This window comes from Anaerosporobacter faecicola, from assembly GCF_012070565.1.
GTDB classification, from domain to species: domain Bacteria; phylum Bacillota; class Clostridia; order Lachnospirales; family Lachnospiraceae; genus Anaerosporobacter; species Anaerosporobacter faecicola.
Map to the genome: position 1 here is coordinate 1 of NZ_JAAQRO010000023.1, position 22,739 is coordinate 22,739.

General features: G+C 35.7%; 15 protein-coding genes. 2 read left to right on the forward strand and 13 right to left on the reverse strand.

Going from position 1 to position 22,739, the window contains the following annotated elements; translation table 11 throughout:
• Positions 1-122: 122 nt before the first annotated feature.
• A complete protein-coding gene (locus tag HBB17_RS09890; RefSeq protein WP_167957333.1) occupies positions 123-1,229 on the reverse strand; it encodes an ABC transporter permease in 1,107 nt (368 codons plus the stop codon).
• Between the two features lie 35 nt (positions 1,230-1,264).
• Entirely contained in the window at positions 1,265-2,200 is a 936-nt protein-coding gene (locus tag HBB17_RS09895) for an ABC transporter ATP-binding protein (RefSeq protein WP_167957334.1), read from the reverse strand.
• 238 nt (positions 2,201-2,438) lie between these two features.
• Here HBB17_RS09895 and HBB17_RS09900 point away from each other — a divergent pair, with 238 nt between their 5' ends.
• Together HBB17_RS09900 and HBB17_RS09905 are read left to right on the forward strand one after the other, a co-directional pair.
• Positions 2,439-3,533: a sensor histidine kinase gene (locus HBB17_RS09900; protein WP_167957335.1), complete on the forward strand. Its 1,095-nt coding sequence runs from the start codon at positions 2,439-2,441 to the stop codon at positions 3,531-3,533.
• Between the two features lie 2 nt (positions 3,534-3,535).
• Positions 3,536-4,162 carry a response regulator gene (locus HBB17_RS09905; protein ID WP_167957336.1) on the forward strand — a complete coding sequence of 209 codons (627 nt, stop codon included), beginning with the start codon at positions 3,536-3,538 and terminating at the stop codon, positions 4,160-4,162.
• Between the two features lie 129 nt (positions 4,163-4,291).
• Here HBB17_RS09905 and HBB17_RS09910 read toward each other — a convergent pair whose 3' ends face one another.
• From HBB17_RS09910 to HBB17_RS09960, 11 genes are all read right to left on the reverse strand, one after another.
• Positions 4,292-4,930, reverse strand: coding sequence for a DcrB/PsbP domain-containing protein (locus HBB17_RS09910; RefSeq protein ID WP_167957337.1), 639 nt, complete (start codon positions 4,928-4,930; stop codon positions 4,292-4,294).
• 135 nt (positions 4,931-5,065) lie between these two features.
• Positions 5,066-7,006 (reverse strand): ABC transporter ATP-binding protein, encoded by a 1,941-nt coding sequence (locus tag HBB17_RS09915; protein WP_167957338.1) that lies wholly within the window; start codon positions 7,004-7,006, stop codon positions 5,066-5,068.
• The gene (locus HBB17_RS09920) at positions 6,993-8,744 is read right to left on the reverse strand and encodes an ABC transporter ATP-binding protein (protein WP_167957339.1); all 1,752 of its coding nucleotides are present in this window, start codon (positions 8,742-8,744) and stop codon (positions 6,993-6,995) included. The genes HBB17_RS09915 and HBB17_RS09920 overlap by 14 nt, the downstream gene beginning before the upstream one ends.
• An 85-nt stretch (positions 8,745-8,829) precedes the next feature.
• Positions 8,830-9,264, reverse strand: a complete 435-nt coding sequence (locus HBB17_RS09925) for a MarR family winged helix-turn-helix transcriptional regulator (RefSeq protein WP_167957340.1) — start codon at positions 9,262-9,264, stop codon at positions 8,830-8,832.
• A gap of 146 nt (positions 9,265-9,410) precedes the next feature.
• Positions 9,411-10,322: a magnesium transporter CorA family protein gene (locus HBB17_RS09930; RefSeq protein WP_167957341.1), complete on the reverse strand. Its 912-nt coding sequence runs from the start codon at positions 10,320-10,322 to the stop codon at positions 9,411-9,413.
• 237 nt (positions 10,323-10,559) lie between these two features.
• On the reverse strand, positions 10,560-12,266 hold the full coding sequence (locus HBB17_RS09935) for a M3 family oligoendopeptidase (protein ID WP_167957342.1): 1,707 nt from the start codon (positions 12,264-12,266) through the stop codon (positions 10,560-10,562).
• A 124-nt stretch (positions 12,267-12,390) separates the two neighbouring features.
• Entirely contained in the window at positions 12,391-13,923 is a 1,533-nt protein-coding gene (locus HBB17_RS09940; protein WP_167957343.1) for a GGDEF domain-containing protein, read from the reverse strand.
• 227 nt (positions 13,924-14,150) lie between these two features.
• Positions 14,151-19,391, reverse strand: coding sequence for a DUF4011 domain-containing protein (locus HBB17_RS09945; RefSeq protein ID WP_167957344.1), 5,241 nt, complete (start codon positions 19,389-19,391; stop codon positions 14,151-14,153).
• Between the two features lie 686 nt (positions 19,392-20,077).
• Positions 20,078-20,542, reverse strand: a complete 465-nt coding sequence (locus HBB17_RS09950; protein WP_167957345.1) for a hypothetical protein — start codon at positions 20,540-20,542, stop codon at positions 20,078-20,080.
• A gap of 286 nt (positions 20,543-20,828) precedes the next feature.
• Positions 20,829-21,305 carry a low molecular weight protein-tyrosine-phosphatase gene (locus HBB17_RS09955; protein WP_167957346.1) on the reverse strand — a complete coding sequence of 159 codons (477 nt, stop codon included), beginning with the start codon at positions 21,303-21,305 and terminating at the stop codon, positions 20,829-20,831.
• A gap of 182 nt (positions 21,306-21,487) precedes the next feature.
• Entirely contained in the window at positions 21,488-22,648 is a 1,161-nt protein-coding gene (locus HBB17_RS09960) for an AbiH family protein (protein WP_167957347.1), read from the reverse strand.
• Between the last annotated feature and the right edge of the window lie 91 nt (positions 22,649-22,739).

Consider the following 22,739-nt stretch of genomic DNA (forward strand, 5'->3'; position numbering starts at 1 on the left):
CAGCAGTTCTTTTTCGTGCTGTCAAGGGTGGCGGCAAGCTACCACAACCTATAATATCTGCAATTTTCAAGGTTCATCTGAGCCTTTTTTCTTTGCTCATTTTTTTCATAAATCATTTGACACTATCTTGCAAAATAAGTAATTGCCATAAATAATACGGTTACTGCACCCATACACATAACGTTAAACCAAAAACGATCCATCGAATCAAAATAATAGAGATAATACAAACTATCTGTAATTAAATTAGATGGATTGATTTTTGAGAAAAATGGAATGTTATCGGAGATCAAATACTTCACCTCAGGATTCATCAATCCTGATAAGAAGGATAAGAACAATACTACTGCATTGGCAATTGCACTTACGGTCTTTTCATTCTTATGAATAACAGAGCGTAACATTGCTCCAAAGGAAACACCACAGATACTTCCCATAACACAAGTTAAGACAACATAGCCTACTCTTGTACCAAAATCAATATTTAATACAAATGCCATAAATCCGATTGCAACCATGATACATACAACTTGAACAGTAATAGCTGCAAACACATTACAGATCAACAATTTCAACTTATGAACAGGAGCTACACTAATTCTAGCACCCTTTGCTGATTTATCCGCTTGTAGGTCTCCAATTTCCGTTATACCAAAATTACAACCATACAAACATGCCAAAGATAATAAGGCATAATAATAGATCAGACTCCAATCCGGTGACTTACCCGTTTTGTTTGTATCATTAATATATTCCGTACTATCCATAGCACTCTCGATCAAGGAACCAATCTTATCCGGTGCAATACCAGCAACCACTTCAATCTTCTTCATCGTTTGAATATAGCTGTCCACAAAGGATTTTATGATTGTCTCTTCAATACCAGATCCACCAAGATACAAGGATGGTTTTTCTCCATCAATGATATAGCCTTTGATCTTTCCTTTTTTCAATAAATCCTGTGCTTCCTTTTCATCCACTTTTACAATATCAAAAAGTGGGGTATCCGAATCATATTTCAAGTTTGTAGCAGAATTTACAATCTCACTTTGCTCATTCGCATTCACAATCGCTATATCGATCGTTGCAAATTGTTCTTCCTTTCCTATGTTTGCAAATACTAAACTAAATACAAACGATAGGAATATAGGAAAAAGTGCTGACCAGAATACATTTTCTTTATCCCGGAACAGACATTTTAATCGCATCAAAAACAGTCTACCTATCATAGTTTCTCATCATCCTCTCTCATTCTTCGATCCATCTATTGATCTCGTAATTCTTTTCCTGTAATTTCAAGGAAAACATCATTCAAGGTAGGCAGTTCTGAATAGATCTTGCCCATTGGAATCTTATGCTCTTCAAAGTAATTCAGAACATGAACCAGATTGTTCTTACCCTTCTTCGATTTAACAACAACACATTGTCCATTATATTCAACACTTGCTATATTAGGGATTTGCTTTAATCCTTGTATTACATCTTCGGAAAGGTGGTAGGATTCTAACGTAATCGTTTCTCCAAGGGAGATCATATTCTTTAATTCCTCTTTCGTTCCACTAGCAATTACTTTTCCTTTATCTATAATTGCGATACGATCACACAACTGTTCTACTTCTTCCATATAATGTGTTGTATAGATAATCGTTGCACCTGCTTGGTTCAACTTCTTAATTCCTTCTAGAATCTTATTCCTACTCTGAGGGTCAACAGCGACCGTTGGCTCATCTAATATGATTAATTTCGGTTTATGCGCAATTCCACATGCTATATTCAGTCTTCTAAGAAGACCACCACTTAATTTCTTTGGATAAAATTTCTTGAAATCTTCTAGGGCAACAAAAGAAATGGCTTCTTCTGTGAGTCTTCGTATCTCCTTTGGATCTTTTACATAAAGACTACAGAAATAATAGATATTATCATAAACTGTTAATTCATTAAATACTGCAACATTCTGCATGATAATTCCGATGTCCCGTTTGATATCGTAAGCTTCTGGATGCATTGGTTTTCCAAAGATCTCAATACTTCCCTTATCATATTTCAATAAAGACAATATACAATTGATTGTTGTTGATTTACCAGAACCATTCGGTCCCAATAATCCGAAGATCTCGCCCTCTTGTATCTCTAGATTTAAATGATCCAAAGCAACAAGTTTATCATATCTTTTTACTAGATTACTCACTTTGACTACCATACATACTCCTCCGTTGTTACTGGTCAGGGTTCAACCAGGTTCTTTTTATAGTTTCGTAGAATGACTTTTTGACCCTTGTATCATACACTATACCATCTAATGGCAACGTTCTCTAGTGTAAGACGTCATATTCCAATATGACAAATGTAATGATTGACTTTTTGACATTACAAAATATGATTGAGATTTTCACTTTAGGATGGTATAGTGAAATGGGGTCAAGAAAGGGGTTTGAATCATGACTGAAATAATTGATAAATTGATCTTATTAGCGCTAAGCAGTACTTTCTGCTTTATGCATTTTAATAGTACTTACTCCATTGTGTATTTGTTACTTGTATTGATTCTCACCTGTCTCAGTACAATTACAGAAAAGCAGCAGCTTCATGTAGGAATATTTGTGCTTTATCTAATTGCTTCTTCCTTCTATCCGATCCTGCTTTATTACCTACCAGTAATGGTATATGATGTATTCACAGTTGAATCACAATCTGCTATCGTGTTTGCGATCATCCCATTTATAATTAATTTTGATTTCTATTATAGTAATCATATCCTATTCTTCTTTGTAATGGTACTCATTGGATTATTAATCAAATATCGTTCGGAGCAAGCGCAGAATTTGATTACAGAATATAATCATCTACGAGATGATACGAAAGAATTAGAAATCATACTAGAGAAGCAAAATCAAACACTGTTAGATAACCAGGATATCGAAATCACCGCCGCTATGCTAAGCGAACGTAATCGAATCTCAAAAGAGATTCATGATAACATTGGTCATCTTCTATCACGTTCTCTTTTACAAATTGGCGCCTTGCTTACCATCACAAAAGAAGAGATCACAAGAGAAACCCTTACCAGTTTACGGGATTCCATCTCTGAAGGAATGGATAGTATACGAAATAGTATTCACAATATGCATGATGATTCGATTGATCTCTATAATGCAATCTATAAACTAACCAGTGAATTCACTTTCTGCCACATCAGTTTTATATATGATCTATCCAATCAACCAGATGCCAAAGTAAAAAGCTGTTTGATTAGCATTGTAAAGGAAGCATTGAACAATATTATTAAACACTCCAATGCTACCAATGTTTCTGTTAAGCTTTTAGAACATCCTGCCATGTATCAATTGATCATCTCCGATAATGGTACCCTTACCTCCACCGTTAAATGGTACCTCTCGCAAAACAAAACAGGCGATGGAATGGGACTACAAAGTATGGCTGATCGAATCAAATCCTTCCAAGGAAATTTTAACATTCTTACAGATCATGGATTTGAAATCTTTATAACAATACCAAAACAGGAGGGCGTATAATAATGAATGTATTAGTAATTGATGATGATAATTTGGTGTGTTCTTCCCTAAAGATCATCTTATCTGCTGATCCAGAAATCACCGTCATTGGATCTGATAATAATGGTGCTGCTGCTATCGAATTGTATGATAAGTTAAATCCCGATGTCGTATTAATGGATATACGAATGGAAGGAATGACCGGATTAGAAGCCGGAGAAGTCATCCTGCAAAAGCATTCTGATGCGAAGATCTTATATCTGACAACATTCTTAGATGATGATTACATCATTAAAGCATTGAACATCGGAGCAAAAGGATATATGCTCAAACAAAATTATGAAAGTATTGTTCCTTCCATCAAAGCTGTAGAAATGGGACAAAACGTATATGGGAATGAAATCATAACCAAATTACCAAATCTCATGAACCAATCTTCTTCTACAAAGATCTATGAAGATTACGGAATAACTGATAAAGAGTACGAGTTGATCACACAAATTGCAGAAGGATATTCAAACAAAGAAATCTCTGATACCTTATTTTTAAGTGAAGGTACCGTTCGTAATTACATAAGCTTGATCCTAGAGAAATTGAATCTAAGGGACCGAACCCAAATTGCTATATTTTATTATAAACACAAACAATAATCCGTAAATCTAAAAGAAAAAGCTTAAATAAAAAAACAATTTTCATGAATTGAATCGTAAGACCAAAGAAGTCTTTCTTATCATTCCATGAAAATTGTTTTTTGTTATGTCATTTAATTAATGTCTTATCTATTTATACTCTGTAAAACTAGCTAATAATGCATCTTTTGCTTCAGCAGTATCTTCTGTATATGTTACTGTTAATAACATCATACGGCCACCAACTTTTCTTATGTATAACTGTTGTTGTAATTCTTGACCGCTATATGTTCCAACACAATCAAGTACAGTATATTTTTCTCCAGCTAATTCAACATCTTCTGTTGTTTCACCGAATGTATATTCAATACCAGATGCTTGTAATTGTTGTTTTGATACTTCTACATAATCAGTAATTGAAACTTCTTTCCCTAATAAATTCTCTAATACGATATTTACATTAGGTGCACCAGATGTTGATTCTTGTACCATCATTTCATAAACAGTAACAGCTTTTGCATAATCAATTTGCGTTTGGTCTTTATCTTTATAAATAATCTCAGAAGAGAACTGTGCATATTGATCCATTACATCTTGTGTTAACATCGTGTAACCTTCAGGTGCTGTAAATTTTAGATTAAGAAATTCACTTTCATATGTATTCCCATCAATCGTACCTTTTACATATTCTTTCTTATTGGATTTTTTGCTGCCACAACCAGAAAACATTGTAACAACTACAAGCATCATAACTAGGATACTTGCTCTCATTTTTGATTTTTTCATCATAACTCTCCTTTACAATCCCTTAGTTAATTTGTGTGCCTGAAAGCACTTCATATATTGTAAAGGAGAGAATTTCATTTCACAATACTGCTTAATACCTATTTTTACATGTATACAAAAAACAATTTGTATTCTTTTCTAACTCTGTTCCAAAAGGCCAGTATATAATTGATAATACGTTCCTTTTTTCTCAAGTAAACGTTCATGATTTCCTCGTTCTATGATACGTCCCTGATCCAGTACAAGGATTACATCTGAATTCTTAATTGTAGATAAACGATGGGCTATAACGAATACCGTTCTACCATGCATCAAACGATCCATACCTTCCTGTACAATCTTTTCTGTTCTCGTATCAATACTTGATGTTGCTTCATCTAGTATTAAGACTGGTGGATCTGCAATCGCTGCACGTGCTATTGCAAGCAACTGACGTTGTCCTTGGGACAAGTTGCTACCATCTCCGGTTAATACAGTGTCATACCCTTCTGGTAAATGCTTAATAAAATGATGGGCATTGGCTAATTTTGCTGCACTGATTACTTCCTCATCTGTGGCATCCAAACGTCCATATCGGATATTTTCCTTTACAGTTCCAGTGAACAGATGGGTATCTTGAAGAACAATGCCAAGGGAGCGTCTTAAGTCTGCTTTCTTGATCTTATTAATATTGATTCCATCATATCGGATCTTACCATCTTGTATATCATAGAAACGATTGATTAGATTCGTAATCGTAGTCTTTCCTGCACCTGTTGCACCAACGAAGGCAATCTTCTGTCCTTGTTTTGCGTCAATTACTATATCATGAAGAATGATTTTATCATCGTTATAACCAAAATCCACATGATCAAACACAACATCGCCTTGCATCTTTTGATACGTCGTGGTATCGTCTGCTTTATGATAATGTTTCCAAGCCCAAGTCCCCGTACGTTGCTTTACTTCTTTAATCTCTTCTTTCTCATCGACGATTGCATTCACTAATTCTACATAACCATCATCCACCTCTGGCGTCTCATCTAATAATCGGAACACACGATCCGCACCTGCTAATGCCATGACAATGGAATTAATCTGTTGTGAAACCTGTGAAATAGGCATAAAGAAGGAACGATTAAATTGTAAGAAGGATGCCAAACTTCCCAATGTAAAATTCCCTACTTTATATATCGCAAGAAGTGCTCCCACAATGGCAGTCAATACATAACTAATGTGTCCAAGATTTGCTGTGATTGGCATTAAGATGTTGGCATATCGATTGGCACCATCTGCACTTTCAAATAACTTTTCATTCAGATCATAGAACTTTTCTTCATTGTCTTCTTCATGACAGAAAACTTTAACTACTTTCTGTCCTTCCATCATCTCTTCAATAAATCCATTTACTACACCTAGATTTTTCTGTTGTTCTGCAAAATACGTTCCACATTTGGATGCAATTCTTTTTGTCACAGTCAGCATAACCGTAACCATTATAATCGTGACCAAAGTCAGTGGAATATTCAAAATCATCATGGAAACGAATACACCTGCAATGGTTATAACAGAAGAAATAACTTGTGGTATACTTTGGCTGATCATCTGGCGTAACGTATCGGTATCATTGGTATAGATACTCATTATATCTCCATGTGCATGGGTATCAAAGTACTTGATCGGTAGTAGTTCCATATGGGTAAACAGATCATTTCGAATACTTCGCATCGTTCCTTGAGAGATATTAACCATCATCCTAGAATATGCCCAAGTGGATAGCACACCTGCTAGATAAACCAATGCCATCTTGCATAGCACTTGAAATAATGATGAAAAATCCGGATTCTTCTGACCAACGAATGGTAAGATGTAATCATCAATCAGATTCTTCATAAACATAGTACCCACAACACTTGCTAACGAGCTGATCACGATACAAATCAAAACTGCGATACAAGGAAGTCGGTATTGCTTGAAGATATAGGAAAGCAATCGTTTCATAATCTTTCCTGGATCTTTTAATTTAGGTTTTGGTCCCATCGCCATTCTTCGCCCTGGACCTTTCATTTGTGCTTGATTCTGCTGATTATTTGCTGCCATCCTGATCCGCTCCTTTCGTTTGTGATTCATATACATCTCGATAGATTTCACATCTGCTCAGAAGTTCTTCATGCGTACCAAGATCTGTAACTTCTCCTTCATTCATAACTAGAATTAAATCTGCATCCTGTACAGAAGATATACGTTGTGCAATAATTAATTTTGTTGTAGACGGAATTTCTTCTAAAAATGCTTTACGAATCATTGCATCGGTTCTTGTGTCTACCGCACTAGTGGAATCATCTAAGATTAAAATCTTCGGTTTTTTCAGTAATGCTCTTGCAATACATAATCGCTGTTTCTGGCCTCCAGATACATTATTGCCACCTTGCTCAATAAAGGTATCATACCCATCTGGAAACTGTTTGATAAAATCATCTGCCTGCGCCAATTTACACGCATGAATCATCTCTTCATCCGTTGCTTCCTTATTCCCCCAACGAAGATTTTCTTTAATGGTTCCGGAAAACAAGACATTCTTTTGTAATACCATCGCCACTTCATTACGAAGAGCTTCCATCTCATATTCTCGAACATCCACACCACCTACAAGTACGGATCCCTTCGTTACATCATAGAGGCGAGGAATTAACTGTACAAGGGAAGATTTGGCGCTACCCGTACCTCCAATAATACCAACCGTCTGACCGGATTCAATTTGGAAATTGATATTACGAAGAACGTCTGCTTCTTCCTCTTCTTCTGTATGTTGCTTATAGGCAAAGGATACATGGTCAAATACAATGGATCCATCTTTTACTTCTTTTATTGGGTTCTCTTTATTTGTTAAATCCGATTTTTCATTGATTACTTCTGCAATACGATCACCAGAGGCACGTGACATTGTAATCATTACGAACATCATGGAGATCATCATCAAACTCATTAATATGTTCATTACATAACTAAATAAACTCATTAGCTGTCCGGTAGTCAAAGAGCCTCCAACAATCATCTTTGCTCCTAACCATGATAAAAGCAAGATACATGTATACATTGCAAACTGCATAGCAGGTGTATTACAGATCAGGATCTTTTCCGCCTTCACAAACATTGCATATAGATTGGTACATGCTTTTTGGAATTTACTGATTTCATAATCTTCTCTTACGTAAGCTTTCACAACACGGATGGCATTGATATTCTCTTGCACGCTTGCATTCAAATCATCATACTTACGAAATACCTTGATAAAGATTGGATGTGCATTGGATACAACCAATACTAGAATGATCCCAAGGAATATAATGGCACCTAAGAAGATCAAGGCTAATTTTCCATTGATCAAAAATGCCATAATCATAGCAAAGATTAACATAAAAGGGGCTCTTGCACACATACGAATGATCATCTGGTATGCATTCTGTACATTGGTAACATCTGTTGTCAATCGTGTTACAAGACCAGCTGTAGAATATTTATCAATATTTGAGAAAGAATAATTCTGAATATTAGTAAACATGGCGTTTCTTATGTTTTTTGCAAAACCTGTACTGGCTTTTGCTGCTACTTTACCCGATAAGGCACCAAAGGTTAAAGATAGCATTGCAACTGCGATCATACAAGCACCCATGATACAGACATGGCGAATGTTTCCTTTTTCCACACCTTGATCGATAATGGATGCCATCATTACCGGAATGATTATCTCCATTATTACTTCCAACGTAATAAATATGGGAGCTAATATGGAATCTCGCTTATATTCTTTTACTTGTGCTAATAGTGTTTTTAACATCGTTCTCCTCATTTCTGTTATATATTGTTTAATTGTTCGTATCCTATCAGTAAGTTTCCTAACAATTTGGGTAATCTTTCATACCCTAATTATTCTCTAATTTCTTCTTTAATTTCTCTGTAATCTTAAAAAAAGTTTCCAGCTCTTCCTTCGTTAAACAATCAGACAACTCCTTTTCGAACTCCATAATATTACTATGAATTTCTTCATTCAGGTCAATTGCTTTTTGTGTCAAGACAAGTTTCTTAAGTCTTGCATCATGAGCAACTGGATATCGCTTCAAGTACCCATTCTTCTCCATCAACTGTAGAATTCCTGTTGCTGTAGAACGTCTGATCTTGAATTCTTTCTCAATATCCTTCTGAAAGATATCTCTTTTCTTGCTTTCATCATTAACATAACCAATAATCCAGCTCTGAATTTTGGTGTAACCCCGATCGTGAATCTTCGCAAGTTTATTATCAATATTCCTCATGATCAGATTCGATACAGACTTAATCTCAAAACCAATTGACTGCATAGTAAGTATACCTCCTTTTATGTTAGTTCCCTAACATTCTAATGCAGAATCCGTCTCTTGTCAAGAAGGATTCTTATGTTTTCCTTTATTAACAAACCATTTTTGTAATCTACCTATACGATTAAAGAAAACGTACGCTCTACCTACTACATATATTTTTTCTTTTTAAAAATCATAAGACTTCCTATTACAATCATGATACTAACTGCTATTACGGCAGGATATCCGTACTTCCAGTTCAATTCTGGCATAAAAGTAAAATTCATTCCATACCAACCTGCAATTAACGTTAGTGGTAGGAAAATGGTAGTTACAATGGTTAGCACCTTCATAACGTTATTCTGTCGGATGCCAATTTCGGACTGGTATACATCCTGTACCTGCATCGCATACTCTCGAAGTGTCTGCGTTTCATTTTGTAGACGGGAAGCACGGTCCGTAAATACACGAAAAGTAGAAAAGGAGTTCTCACAAAAGAATTCCTCTTCATTATCTAGCATCTCTTCCCCCAGATCTGCCATCTGGCTGTAATAACGATAGAGTTTTGCTACCATTTTCTTAATTTCAAGCATCTTTGTATTAAAGTTATTTAATGAGCCCCGTAATACGTGTTCTTCGATCTTTGCAATCTCCTGTTCTAGTAGTTCTAAAAAGAGCAGATCATTGTCAATCAAATGTACAAGGATATCATAAAGAAGACGCTCTAAAGAATAATTCCTTCGCAATTTTTCCATCTCTATTCTTTGTAATTCTTCTAAGATCGTATTACTATCATCAATAAAGATGATCTTCCTATCTAATATATAGAAAACGAATTCCTTATGCCTCATATGTTCTTTGGGTATTGGTACATAAACCGTACCATATAGATAATCATAATGCCGCTCGACTTTGCAGAAATGTACATTTGATACAGATTGATTAAACTGATATTGTTCTTGTAATCTCTTCTCTTCAACCCATTGTTTCGTAGAAAAAACACCGATTACCTGATTACATGTGTCGAACGTATCCCGATTCGTCTCCTTCACTTGTCCATCATCGATTTGATAATACAACCGTCCTCACCTATCTTCCTTCTTCTCTCTCGAATTAACCACTCTATTCTTATTATTTGCGCAATCCTAGATAAACTATACTTTAAACATAAAATCCCCATACAAGCTCATTCACTCAGCTTCGTGAGGAACCTGTACGGGGACGATTTTATACAATATTAACTTTATTAAATACGATATCTAGAACATAGTAAGCATCTACTCCATGAGTAACTGCAAGTACGAAGTTTGAACAACCTACTGTTCTTTTATCTGTTCTAATAAGATCTCTTTTGCATAAGAAATTGCATTCTTAACACTTCCCTCTTCAAAAGGAATGGATAAATGCGAATTCTTCAAGGTTTCAAGATAGCTTAAGCTACCACCAACATTACATAATTTCATGTAATCTTCCCAAGCCTCTTCCTTGTTCTGTGCATAACGTTTCTTCAATTCCATTGCACCCATAGTCGTTAATGTATAATTGATATAGTAGAATGGATATAGGAAGATATGAAGTTTGTGATACCAATAGCCACCACGTTCCATGAATTCATCATCTTCATAGGTTCTCCAAGGCATGTATTTTTGCTCTAATTTATGCCATTCATAGGTACGTTCCTTTGGTGTAAGGTTTGGATTTGCATACATGATATGTTGGAATTCATCCACTGCAACTCCAAAAGGCACGAACGTAATCGCTTCTTGTAGGTGGGCAAAACGATACTTGTCTGCATCTTCTCCGAAGAATTTTTCTGCATATGGATACGCAAATTGTTCCATTGCCATAGAATGAATCTCTGCGATATCTGTTGATTCACTATAGTAATTAGCAATTGGTTGGTGACGCATTGCCTGATAACCAGCAAATGCATGACCAAGTTCATGACTCAATACCTGCATATCAAAAATGGTATGATTAAAGCAAGAGAATACAAATGGTGCTTTTAATGGAGGAAGATAGGTCATATAACCAGTTGAAGCTTTATTTGGCTTATTCTTTAGATCCATCAATTCATGTTCAATCATAAAATCGATAAACTCACCTGTCTCCTTGCTGATGTCATGATACATCTCTTTTGCTCTTGCAATTAAGAAGTCATCATCTCCTAGTGGTTCTGCATTACCATCTGGATAAATGAATTTCTCATCGAATGCTTTGATCTTGTCCACGCCGATTCGTTTTGCCTGTGCTTTATATAATTCTTCACACAAAGGCACAATTTCTGTACGAACTTGTTCACGGAAACGAGCCACTTCTTCTTGACCGTAATCCGTTCTTCCTTGTAATTTATATCCCAAAGGAATATAGTTTTCATCACCAAGGCATCTTCCCATCTTGTTACGGATATCAATCAATTCACCAAAGATTTCTTCCATTTCTTCCTCATTGTCATGATAGAAGTCAGAATATGCTTTGAATGCTTTCTTTCTTTTTTCACGATCAGCGTCTTCAAAATGTTTTTGAATTCCATATAGATTCAAGGTTTCTCCTTCAAAAGGAATCTTTGCTGTTGCCATAAGTTTTTGATATTGTGTCGTTAACGCACCTTCTCGTTGTAGATAAGGAACTAACTCTGGATTAAAGCTATCAATTTCTTGTTGCATACCAACTAACAATTGTTTCCCATATTCCTGTTCAAGCTCTTTTACATAAGGGCTAGCAAGGATTGCCTTGTTCATATTCATATTGGCTTCCATTACGGTTGGTGCAGTCTCATTAATGAATTCGACTTCTTTTTCGTAGAATTCATCGGTGGTATTTAATGTATTCCGAATACTTGCAATGGTACACATCATTTCTAATTCACCAGATTTATCTAGTGTGTCTAACATGGCCTTTTTCATCTCTTCATAACTAGCTGCTTCTTGGATTCTCTTTGTAGCGTCTTCTAATGTTACTTGAAACCCTTGAAAATCAGGTCTTATGTATTCTAATTCACTAAATTTAAAATCTTTCTTCATCCATTTTCTCCTTTTCTATATAGCATATTGATAAGATACAAGGACAAAAAGTATAAAACAGAAAAACCTTTGCCCTTTCAATTACATATGGATATTATAGACCTACAAAACAAGAAAAACAATGTCATATGTTCTCCATCTTCTTCATGTTTTGTTTTGTGATATACATGTTTTGGTCTGCCCTGCGAACTAAATCTTCTATGTATCGATCCTCCATAGAATTCCACTTTGCATATCCCATGGCAAATTCAATTTCCACTTCTTTTGCTTTTACCACCTCTTGCCGTTCTTTTTCAATTGCTAGTAATAACGACTGTAATTGGTACTTCTGTATATTCTGTAAAAATACGATAAATTCATCCCCACCATAGCGAAAGATTTCTCCTACATCCTGTGTTGTTTTTGATAAAATATTCGCTGTCATACGGATAAGTTCATCCCCTTTTTCATGTCCTAACGTATCATTTACCTGTTTTAAATGATTCACATCAAGCAAAACACACCAAAAATGTTCTAACTTTGAATGATCCTGATTTAGTTGCTGTAATCTCTTTTCATACGCATTCCGATTCTTTACACCTGTACTCTTATCTATGGAAATCAACTCTTCTGTTAATTCATTTTGCTTCTTAACGATCTCTTCCACAATATTTCGTGGACAGTCTTTCTTAGAATCACAAAATCGTGTCGTCATCGTCATCTGTACTGTATTCTCATACGCAACACGTTCAATCATACTGCGATAATTTGCAAGCAAGATATCAACCGATTTACTCTCTGTACGTTTTGACACAATCAGGGATATACTGCCATCACTACTTCGATACACACATTTGTGAAACCGTTCATTAAATATTCGTTCTATCTCCATCATAAAGGTTTCTTTTTTTCCAATATCGGATTCTAGTATAAATGCAGACAAAATCAGATTTTCGTCATAATCGATCATTCGATCCTCAAGTACTGTAAAAAAGCCATACTGGTTGATCAAATACGTCTGCTTATCCACATATTCTCCAGGGTTTTCCAATGATAAAAAGATATTAAACAAGATCAATGTCTCAAATGCCCCAGACATCAATACCGTTGGAAAGAATACTTGAATCAAACAAGCAATTAGACATAATACAACACTACCAATAATTCCTTTTCTCTGACCTTTCCGAAAACTATTTCCAAAGCGAATACACAACACAAGCATACAAATTACATAGAAGCCGCAACTGAAGTACACCGTATAGACAACCGGTCCTTGGGAATAATTCGTTCTTGCTGTCTGGATAAAATATAACCTACCAAACATAGCGACCAAAAAAGAATACACAATGGGTATTAAAAAAAGTGCCTTACATAATTTCTTGTAATGGATCTTTGCTCTTACATAAGAGAACAAATACCAAAATAATAAAAATATAAATACATCCAAAGAATAAATAAAAATCCTGTGTGTCAGACTATTGATCCAGATAGGTATCGTGTCTAAATGATTCACCGTATACACCGTAATAATATCAAAAACTAAGTTCATCAGAAGAATTAATACCATACTTCGATACGTAGTCGTGGCAACTGTATGAAGTTGCTTATTTCTTATGTAATATCGTAATAACAGCACAACAATCGCAATGCATACGATTTGTGCCTTATATTCCGTCATAATAATCCCTCTTCTCTTTTGTCGACAATATCCTCTTGTTAACGTAACCCTGCTTGTCCTACCCTTTCATAATGATAGGATCAAGAGGCGCCCCTTCCTCTTGATCGGTCCATAGTTGTCGTAATAATAACTAAAATATATCACAATCCTCTTTTCTTTTCTAGCCCTAATTTCCTATATAAAGTACAGTAAATATTACACACAACCTGTATCATTACAAATCAAACTTATCGCGCTATTGCAATTTCTTCCTTCATTTCTTGTAGTTTTTCTTTCTCGTTATCTTTTTCTTTTTCGTTATCTTTTTCTTCTTTTTCTTCTTTTACTTCTTTTACCCTTTCTATTTCCCTATTTACAGATTCCTTCTCCTTTGCTTCAATCAATTCATTTTCCTGATGTGTTCCATTTCCACTTTCTTTATTAACAGCTTGTTCAATTGCAATTTGAATCTTGCGTATCACCTTTTGTGGATTATCAAGCCAATCTAAGATCCATATATGGCATAAGTTCCATCCCAATTCTTTAAGATGTTTTGGTTGCAAATACAGCCATTCTTTCACACTTGATCGATCCGCTGGCTCTATATCACGTAAAAGGATTCCCAACAGATATGTTTGTGTTTTTCCCGGACTAAGAACAGCAATATCAATGGTAAACTCAGAACAGCCAACAAAACATTGTACTTGATATCCAAGTTTTTCTATCTGATTCACAATCTCTTGCAGATAGACTTTACTCTTTTCTTGCACGTTGTTCCTCTTGTGACCGTTGCCATCTTTCTGCACCGATCTACTTGCTTTTCCCTGTAGTGCCAGCTTCATATATCCTTGCAGCAATAAAATTCCCTGATGTCTGCTCTTTCGCTGTTCCATTTCTTCTGGCAAAACGGAAGTATAGAGAATCACACCATTACTTGCCCTTGTAATTGCCGTATTCAGCCAGCGTTCTCCATTCTCTTCTCTTAGTTGTCCAAAATCCATCGTTACTTGCCCATTTTTATCTTTTCCATATCCAACAGACAGATAGGTGATATCACATTCCATTGTTTGCGCTTGTTCCACTTCTTTTACCCAAACACGTTTTTCTAAGAGATCACTGTATTTTCGTAACTGAGGATTTCTTTCTTGCTCCTGTTTCAGTAACTCCTCAATTAGACGCTGTTGTTCAATTTCAAATGTGATGATTCCAATACGCTCAACTTCTCCCTTATTACGTAAACGTTTCCACACATCCTTAACAATTGCTTCTGCCTCTCCGCGATTCCATTTTCCCTCTTCATCGTAGTATCCTTCTACATATTGTAGTACAATATTGGCTTCCTCCGCATTAGCAGATGGATACGTCATTATCTGATCATGGTAAAACCATCGATTGCTGTAAGAAAATAGATTTTCCCTCTTTGAACGATAATGCCATCGTAATTCCTTCACTGGTAAATGATTGGAGATGCACTCTTCTATAATACTCTCCCCGTTATCAGCAACCTCTTCCCCGAGCAAATCCCTTTCCTTATTATCCCTGTTCAGTGGTGGTAGTTGTTTCCTGTCTCCTGCGACAATTACATGTTTGCCTCGAGCAATCACCCCTAGGGATTCTGCGGTTGTAAAATCACATGCGTCATCCAATATAACATAATCAAACGTTTGCTCCCTATTGATTAGATATTGAACAACGGTTGATGGACTCATGATCATACAAGGATAAACTCTTGCCAGCAGATTCGGAATCTGTTGGAATAGTTCCCCAATGTTCTTCTTCTCAACCCCATTTCGAAGCTGTAAATGGAGTTGTTCCTGCTCCTCTCCTAAAATTCCCTTCGTCATTCCATTCGGAATTCTCGATACAACTCTGGTATATGCTTCCATCTTCGCTAATTGAAACAATTCCTCCATGGATTTTCCATAATTCTCTATTCGTTTTTCCAAGTGCACTCCCTGCGCTTCCGATAGTAACGGTTCTGCCTGTATAATTCTCTTAATGATTGCAAGATTCACATTGCAAACAAAGATTGGAACCATTTGTTCCCCATTAATACGCCCATTTAGGAACAGTTCTGCTAACTTTTCAAAACCATATGCACGAATCTTCTCCACTTGCTGCATAAGAACTGACCAATCTCGCAGTTCCCCAATATGAGTCAACCATCCCATCAATTCATTGATGGTCTTTTCAATCCAGTCCTCTTCTTGATGATAGCAATCGATATTCGCTCTATAGTCATTCACCAGTTGCACTTCTCTGGTCATACAACGTTGCCAGCATTGCAAATATCGCATAATATCTTTCTGGAGTAATTCTTTTTTACCTGTTTGTAAAGAAACCAATTCTCCCAACTTTTGCGTAATCGTGATCACTTCATCTCTTGATAATTCCATCGTAACAAAGCAGCTCCTGAGATTCCAAGTATCCTGTACGGCTTGTTCTAGTACTTCCCAGTTTGTATGTACTCCTTGCCATAGATATGAAAAACTCGATGTGATGGACGGTTCAAGATTTGTCAGATAGTCTACCAGTTCCTGACGTTTTTTCAATTTTCCATAGAATATTTCAATCGTATGTCGATCTACATCAATTGGCATTTTCGCTAATTCCTGCATCTGCTTTAGTAGTCGGCTCTGTACTCTGTATTTCTTAAAAAACCATTTTGTTGAAGCGACTTTCCACTCCTCCCATGATTTCACCACATCATACTCGTAGATACCCGTTTGAAAAACTTGGTTTAGCTCTTTTTCAATTAACACCAGTTCTTTTCCACAACTAATCACATTATATAGATTTTTTTCTTTTCTCTCATTAACAGGTTCAAGCATTAAGCTATCTAACTGATATTTGGCTCCTGAAAGTTGATAGAGCAGTTCAGCAAATGCTTTATAATTGTAATAGGTTCGTTTCGTATGAATCCCAAAGAACTTCTCAAATGATTGAAACATCTTTTCCATACGAACAAAATCCTCTTTCAGTTCTCTACATATTTTAGCAAAAGACTCTCTTATCTCTAATGTATATTCTGGATTACGATACTGAGCGAATACAGCGTGAACACCACCCTGACACTCCCGATTCACCGTCCTACATTGTTTTATTGTTTCAATCCACTCCTCATATTCTCCGTTCTTCAATCTGGCAATACAATGATCTTCGATCTCCACTAGACCTTTACATTCCTTGTATTTCTCATATCGAAGAAATGCTTCATACAAGGACATTCCGTACTCCCTTTTCTTATGAATCGCATCCATGATCTGTTGAAATTCCTGCTGCCTAGACAACAACTGCATTGCTGCTTGCTCATACTCATCTCTACACGATTTTTTTTCATACGGTATAGAATTCTGTAACTTTTGAAGCAGTTCATTCTTATGTTCAATACCGAAATATGCTTGTAAACAAAACGACTGTATTCCACTTTGCTCTAAGAAGGCATACAATCGATCTGCAGCATGTTTCTTCTTCGTTACATAAAGTACCGTTTTCTCATGGGCAATTGCATTGGTTATCACATTGGCTATGGTTTGTTTCTTCCCTGTACCTGGACCACCTTGTAGCAAAAAACTCTCTCCCTTTGCTGCCGTATGAATCGCTTCTACTTGCGATTGATCTGCAGATAATGGAATAATGAGTTCTGTAGAAACCGTCTGCATGTCCACCTGCTCACCACCATACGAACTTACTTGACATATTTCCTTGCTCTCGTTATTAAATATGCGGGATAAAAGCTGTGTTTTTGAACTCTCTCCCTGCGCGTTCTTTCGATCTTTTTCAATAAGATATCGGGTATAAGGAAACAATTCTAGAAAAGCATACTCTTCCACTTTCCAATTGACTCTCTCTTCAATCTTTTTTCGTACTGCTCGAAAGATATAAGATAGATCCACACCACACTCATCTCGAGGTAGTGGCTGTAGTTCTTCCATAGCAATGCCATACTCCTTTTGTAAATGACAAAGAAGTACCTCATTGATTCGGATCTCTTCCTCCCTCATCTGGATACCATATGCCGCCTCTTTCGCATCACATTTAACAAGATCAACCGGTACTAAGAGAAGCGGAGCATAGGATAGCCGTTCTTCTGTATCGTCTCCATAACGTAGTCCCCCAATTGCTAGATACAGATTCTCCCCATGATCTTCTTCCTGTAGGATTTTTAAACGTTCCTGTAAACTGGTTGTTTGTGAAAGAAGCCTTTCTTCACTAAGAAATGTTCGTATACAATGTTTGGAGAATTCTCTCGTTGCAATTGCTTCCATGTAAGCAGCATCTTTCTCAATGGGATAGATCATCTGCTCCTTATGGAGATTGACGAACTCTTTCGCTTTGCCCACAAGTGTAAATGTTTCTCCTGAGCCAATTTGTTCTTGCAACTCAAATAAATTCGCTGTCATTAATTGAATCGATGTATCCGTGATTGGAATATTTAACAGTGGATTTTTTTCACTGGAATTCTCATATCGCCCTGTTATGGAAGAATCCTGTTTCATTGGTGATAACGGAAGAGAACTGATTCCATGTAAACGACAATTAAAGAGATCGACACACAGATGAAACATCTCCTGGTTTAGCAGATGCTTTCTCGCATCCTCTCCTGCTTGTACAAAATCCACTTGGTGGTCATGAACAAGATCTGTACACTCAACAAAATTATAGGGATTTACTTCTCCTTGTTGTTCTACTAATACGGAAAGATCATCTACGAAACACTCTCCAGAATGCTTCTCTTGGTTATGACATCCAACAAATACATGGCCTTTCATAAATACCAACACGGGATGTAGATTAATTGCTTCTAAACAACTACTGAACAACAACGATAGCTCCAACGCCGTTCCACGTTTCTGTTCAATTACGAAGTGTGGTAGTGTTATACGTTGTCCATTCGTTTCATAACTCTCTTTTGGTACACACAGTTCTATCTCTTCATCTTGTAATACAAGATAGATCGCCTTCATTTGAAGTAAAATCTCCTGTTCATTCTCTGCCTGATACCCAACAAAATCCCTAATCCCCCATGTATTCAGATAATCTTTTGCTTTTTCAACAACCATCTTTACATTAGGGTGAGCAGGTGTACTGTATGCCGCTATAATTTCTGGTAATTTCTCAATCCCAGACCATTGAGAAAAAGCAAGAATCTGGATATTACAACTCTTTTTCTTCAACACGGTCATACCTTCTAGAACTTCAATATTCAGCTTTCCTTTTTTTTCTTCTTTTAATGCCAGCAAATATTCCATAGATGGATACAAACGAATTGCTGTCAATTCAGTCGGTTCCTGCGGACTTAATTGTGCTACACGAACTTCATATGGAACAGCGATTTCTGGTTCAAAGGTAATGCGAACCGTTACATCTACGATTTGTTCTTTTGATTGATTGGTGAGTACGATTTTTCGAATAATTGGAATACAATTTTGTTGCAATGCATAATGAATGGTATCATTGATCTGTGTTTCGACCGTAAGCTTTTTCAACTTAATCCCCCTCTGTTCGTATAATTGAGTTCCATATTTTTACATTTATACATTATAACATTGATTGTAAATAAAATCCATATAAACATTTTTGAAATATACATAATGACTCATATACGACATGTTTCGTAATTTATCGTAATGTTTCGTAATGTTCGTAATATTACGTCCTATTATACATTCTTGGGTATTCGATCTGTTGGTTATGGGTGCAATGACACTATAAATATACTATAATAACACTACAATAACTCCTACAATAACTCTCACTTAAGTAAGGTTCGTTTGGGATATTACACAAACAGTGGTTTATTTGGGTTGTAGTATGAATAAACTTATTCAAGATTGACTCTGTTATTGTGAATGAAAGATAGAATTAGATGATAAGAGAAAAGGATGTACACCTGATGTAATACGAAATTTCAATTTCAATAGATTTCGTACCATATTACATAGTAACTAAAATTTCAAAAAGACTGGCACTTGGTTTTTTTCGCATGCCCAAATTTATCTGCAATTGGACCAAACATAAAAATAGCTCTACGCCTAGTAATGGAGCATGATTCAGCGAATCATACCCCAACACTTGACATAGAGCTTATATTTTATCGTGCATTCTATACAGTTTAAAGTATTCTATATATTTTATAGTATTCTATAATATATTCTAAATAATTTATAATACACTATTCTAACTCCGTATCCTTATTCTTTTGTGACTTAGCATGCATATAGAATAGCACAACCATTGCACCCAAATATGCCATTAGTAAGTTCACAAAAAACCGAGCAGTAACCTTACATATACTTAGGATATCAAAAAAGCTTTCATAGATACCTGGTATGGAAGCCCCACCGATTGCCTCCATATATTGTCGATATATAGAGATGACCCACGAAAGTTGAATTCCAATAAATGTAGCTACTGCAATTACAATTGCTGATAGGATGAGACCTTTTATATCCAACCCTCCTCCTAATTTTTCGTATCCATATGTAATTACCAGTCCTAGGATTCCCCCAAGGATGATTGAAAAATTGGATACAAATCCGGCACCAACTCCACAGATTCCAATTCCGACAAGCGCACCCAATAAGGCACCAATGCTGCCTAGTAAAGCATTTGATTTCTTTTTCTTTTCGTCTACCATTTATGTACTCTCCCATCTGTTCTTGTTTCTTGTTTTTGTTCTTATTGTTGTTTTTTACTCTTTTTGCTGTTCTTTGCTCTTTTGGTTGGTTCTTTGTTCTTTTTGTGGTTCTTTGTTCTTTTTTGGTTTTTTGCTCTTTTTGTGGCTCATTGTTCTTTTTATTGGCTCTTTGTTCTTTTTATTGACTCTTTGTTCTTTTTCTTTGTCCTTTGTTCTTTCCTCAATTAGGAAGCTCCTTCGTGCTCCTCCCCTTATACTCTAGCATAGATTTTATGAGTTACAGTAATTATATCTTACCTTCCTTTTCTAAGAACTCCAGGAAGGCTGTGCATCCTGTGACTACATCTCGGTAGGTTTCATCAAAACGTGACGAATACCAAGGGTCCCTGCAATCTGATTGCATACCAGCATACTCCAACATCTTACGGATTTTATCTCCCCTTTGATGTCCAGTCATTCGCTCCATGTTACGAATATTCATCGAATCCATACCAATAAGATAATCATAATAATCGTAATCAGAAGCTTTCAATTGTACAGCTCTTTTTCCACTGCAACTAATTCCATGTTTCGCCAATTCTGCTTTTGCAGGTGGGTAGACTGGATTTCCTACACCGTTCCATATCTCTTCTGTACTTGTAGCTGCTGATGCAATTTCAAACTGATCAGCGATGCCACGCTTTTCCACCATATCCTTTAAAACAAATTCAGCCATTGGGGATCTGCAGATGTTGCCGTGGCAGATGAAAAGTACTTTTATCATTGTTTTAATTTACTCCTTTTTGCCTTGAAATGCCCTATTTTGCAAGGGTTCTTAGCTTATCGTTAAATGTTTTGTTTGTTTATCAACTAGGCAAATTATAGCATAATTTAGCAAGTTGTTACTACCTGTTAGTAGTAGAATTAGTAGTAAAACGGGTTGGGTTTACTACTAAGGGGGGTACCCTATTCCACTACAGCTGGTTTAAGTTCAACAAATTTAATTCTCTCTATTCCGGTCTGTTCAATCACAAAATCTTTACCAAACATATCTATCAGTGAAATAACCAACTGTTCATACGCATGCAGATTATGATAGAAAATAGTAATTTCTGAAACATTTCCTTCAAAAAAGAAATCCTTCAATATTTCTTTATCTGTCATTCCCAAAGAATGTCCCAATATATATACCTTAATCGGAGCATCTTCCAAAGCCGTAAATTCTTTTGGAATCCATGATTTATAATATGCCCCTGTCTTCTTTTGGATTCTCTGAAAATACTTTTGAAAATAAACATAATCCAAATTATTAAATGCATTATCGCTTACACCTAGTACAATATCATCATTTGTTAAAGAACCATGCACTTGATGATTTGAATTCACATCACCATAAACACTTTTATATGTATATGTGTAATTAAAATTTAGTAAATTAATATTTTTCAATTCTTTAATCTGTTGTGAAAAGCATGGCACTTTTATATTACCAACAAACTCTCTCATATAAATTGTTAATGCTCTTATCAAGTCATTTAACTCATTTTTCAACTCAGCAAGTAATTGATTTTTTGTATCGCCATATGTAATTTTATCTATATCACTCTGAGCGTATAATCCTACATTTAATGGCAATGCCTTAGTATTTTCCATTACACATTTTATTGCCTTATACATTATTGGATTAATCACCTGTGACATTATCTTTCCCTTACATCTAAAAACTTCACTCGTGCAAAAATCCTCTATTAACGTAAGTAATTTTTCTATCTCCGCTTCAAAATCAATCCATCCATCAGCGGAATAACCAGTTTCTATAAAGTATTTTATCCAAACATTTCGTGAAATAATATCGCCCAAAATTGACATATTTTCAATATCCAAACACATCGCATGATTAGCAAAATCCTCTAATGCCTCCTTTGTCAGTTTTCCGTATTCATCTACTGATACATTAAATTGTTCTTGCTTTGTTTCTCTTTTCATATCAGTAGTTTTTGCTAGTTGCTCAGTATATAAAGTATAAAACTCTCCCCAATTTTTCACTAAAAATAAAAAATCTGTATATCTTGTTGGTAATTTATGATACAAATCAAACCCATTCCCAATAATCAATACATCATTCATAACAATACCTCTCTTCGCTAAGTAATTTCCATTTTTCTTATAACACACAACTATTCCATACAATTAATGACCTCATATTAGAAATAAAACA

What these genes read in the sequence shown, in the direction of transcription:
- HBB17_RS09905 (WP_167957336.1), top strand. Translation starts at nt 3,536, where the DNA reads ATGAATGTATTAGTAATTGATGATGATAATTTGGTGTGTTCTTCCCTA.
- HBB17_RS09920 (WP_167957339.1), bottom strand. Translation starts at nt 8,744, where the DNA reads ATGTTAAAAACACTATTAGCACAAGTAAAAGAATATAAGCGAGATTCC.
- HBB17_RS09915 (WP_167957338.1), bottom strand. Translation starts at nt 7,006, where the DNA reads ATGGCAGCAAATAATCAGCAGAATCAAGCACAAATGAAAGGTCCAGGG.
- HBB17_RS09895 (WP_167957334.1), bottom strand. Translation starts at nt 2,200, where the DNA reads ATGGTAGTCAAAGTGAGTAATCTAGTAAAAAGATATGATAAACTTGTT.
- HBB17_RS09955 (WP_167957346.1), bottom strand. Translation starts at nt 21,305, where the DNA reads ATGATAAAAGTACTTTTCATCTGCCACGGCAACATCTGCAGATCCCCA.
- HBB17_RS09890 (WP_167957333.1), bottom strand. Translation starts at nt 1,229, where the DNA reads ATGATAGGTAGACTGTTTTTGATGCGATTAAAATGTCTGTTCCGGGAT.
- HBB17_RS09900 (WP_167957335.1), top strand. Translation starts at nt 2,439, where the DNA reads ATGACTGAAATAATTGATAAATTGATCTTATTAGCGCTAAGCAGTACT.
- HBB17_RS09910 (WP_167957337.1), bottom strand. Translation starts at nt 4,930, where the DNA reads ATGATGAAAAAATCAAAAATGAGAGCAAGTATCCTAGTTATGATGCTT.
- HBB17_RS09950 (WP_167957345.1), bottom strand. Translation starts at nt 20,542, where the DNA reads ATGGTAGACGAAAAGAAAAAGAAATCAAATGCTTTACTAGGCAGCATT.
- HBB17_RS09940 (WP_167957343.1), bottom strand. Translation starts at nt 13,923, where the DNA reads ATGACGGAATATAAGGCACAAATCGTATGCATTGCGATTGTTGTGCTG.
- HBB17_RS09935 (WP_167957342.1), bottom strand. Translation starts at nt 12,266, where the DNA reads ATGAAGAAAGATTTTAAATTTAGTGAATTAGAATACATAAGACCTGAT.
- HBB17_RS09960 (WP_167957347.1), bottom strand. Translation starts at nt 22,648, where the DNA reads ATGAATGATGTATTGATTATTGGGAATGGGTTTGATTTGTATCATAAA.
- HBB17_RS09925 (WP_167957340.1), bottom strand. Translation starts at nt 9,264, where the DNA reads ATGCAGTCAATTGGTTTTGAGATTAAGTCTGTATCGAATCTGATCATG.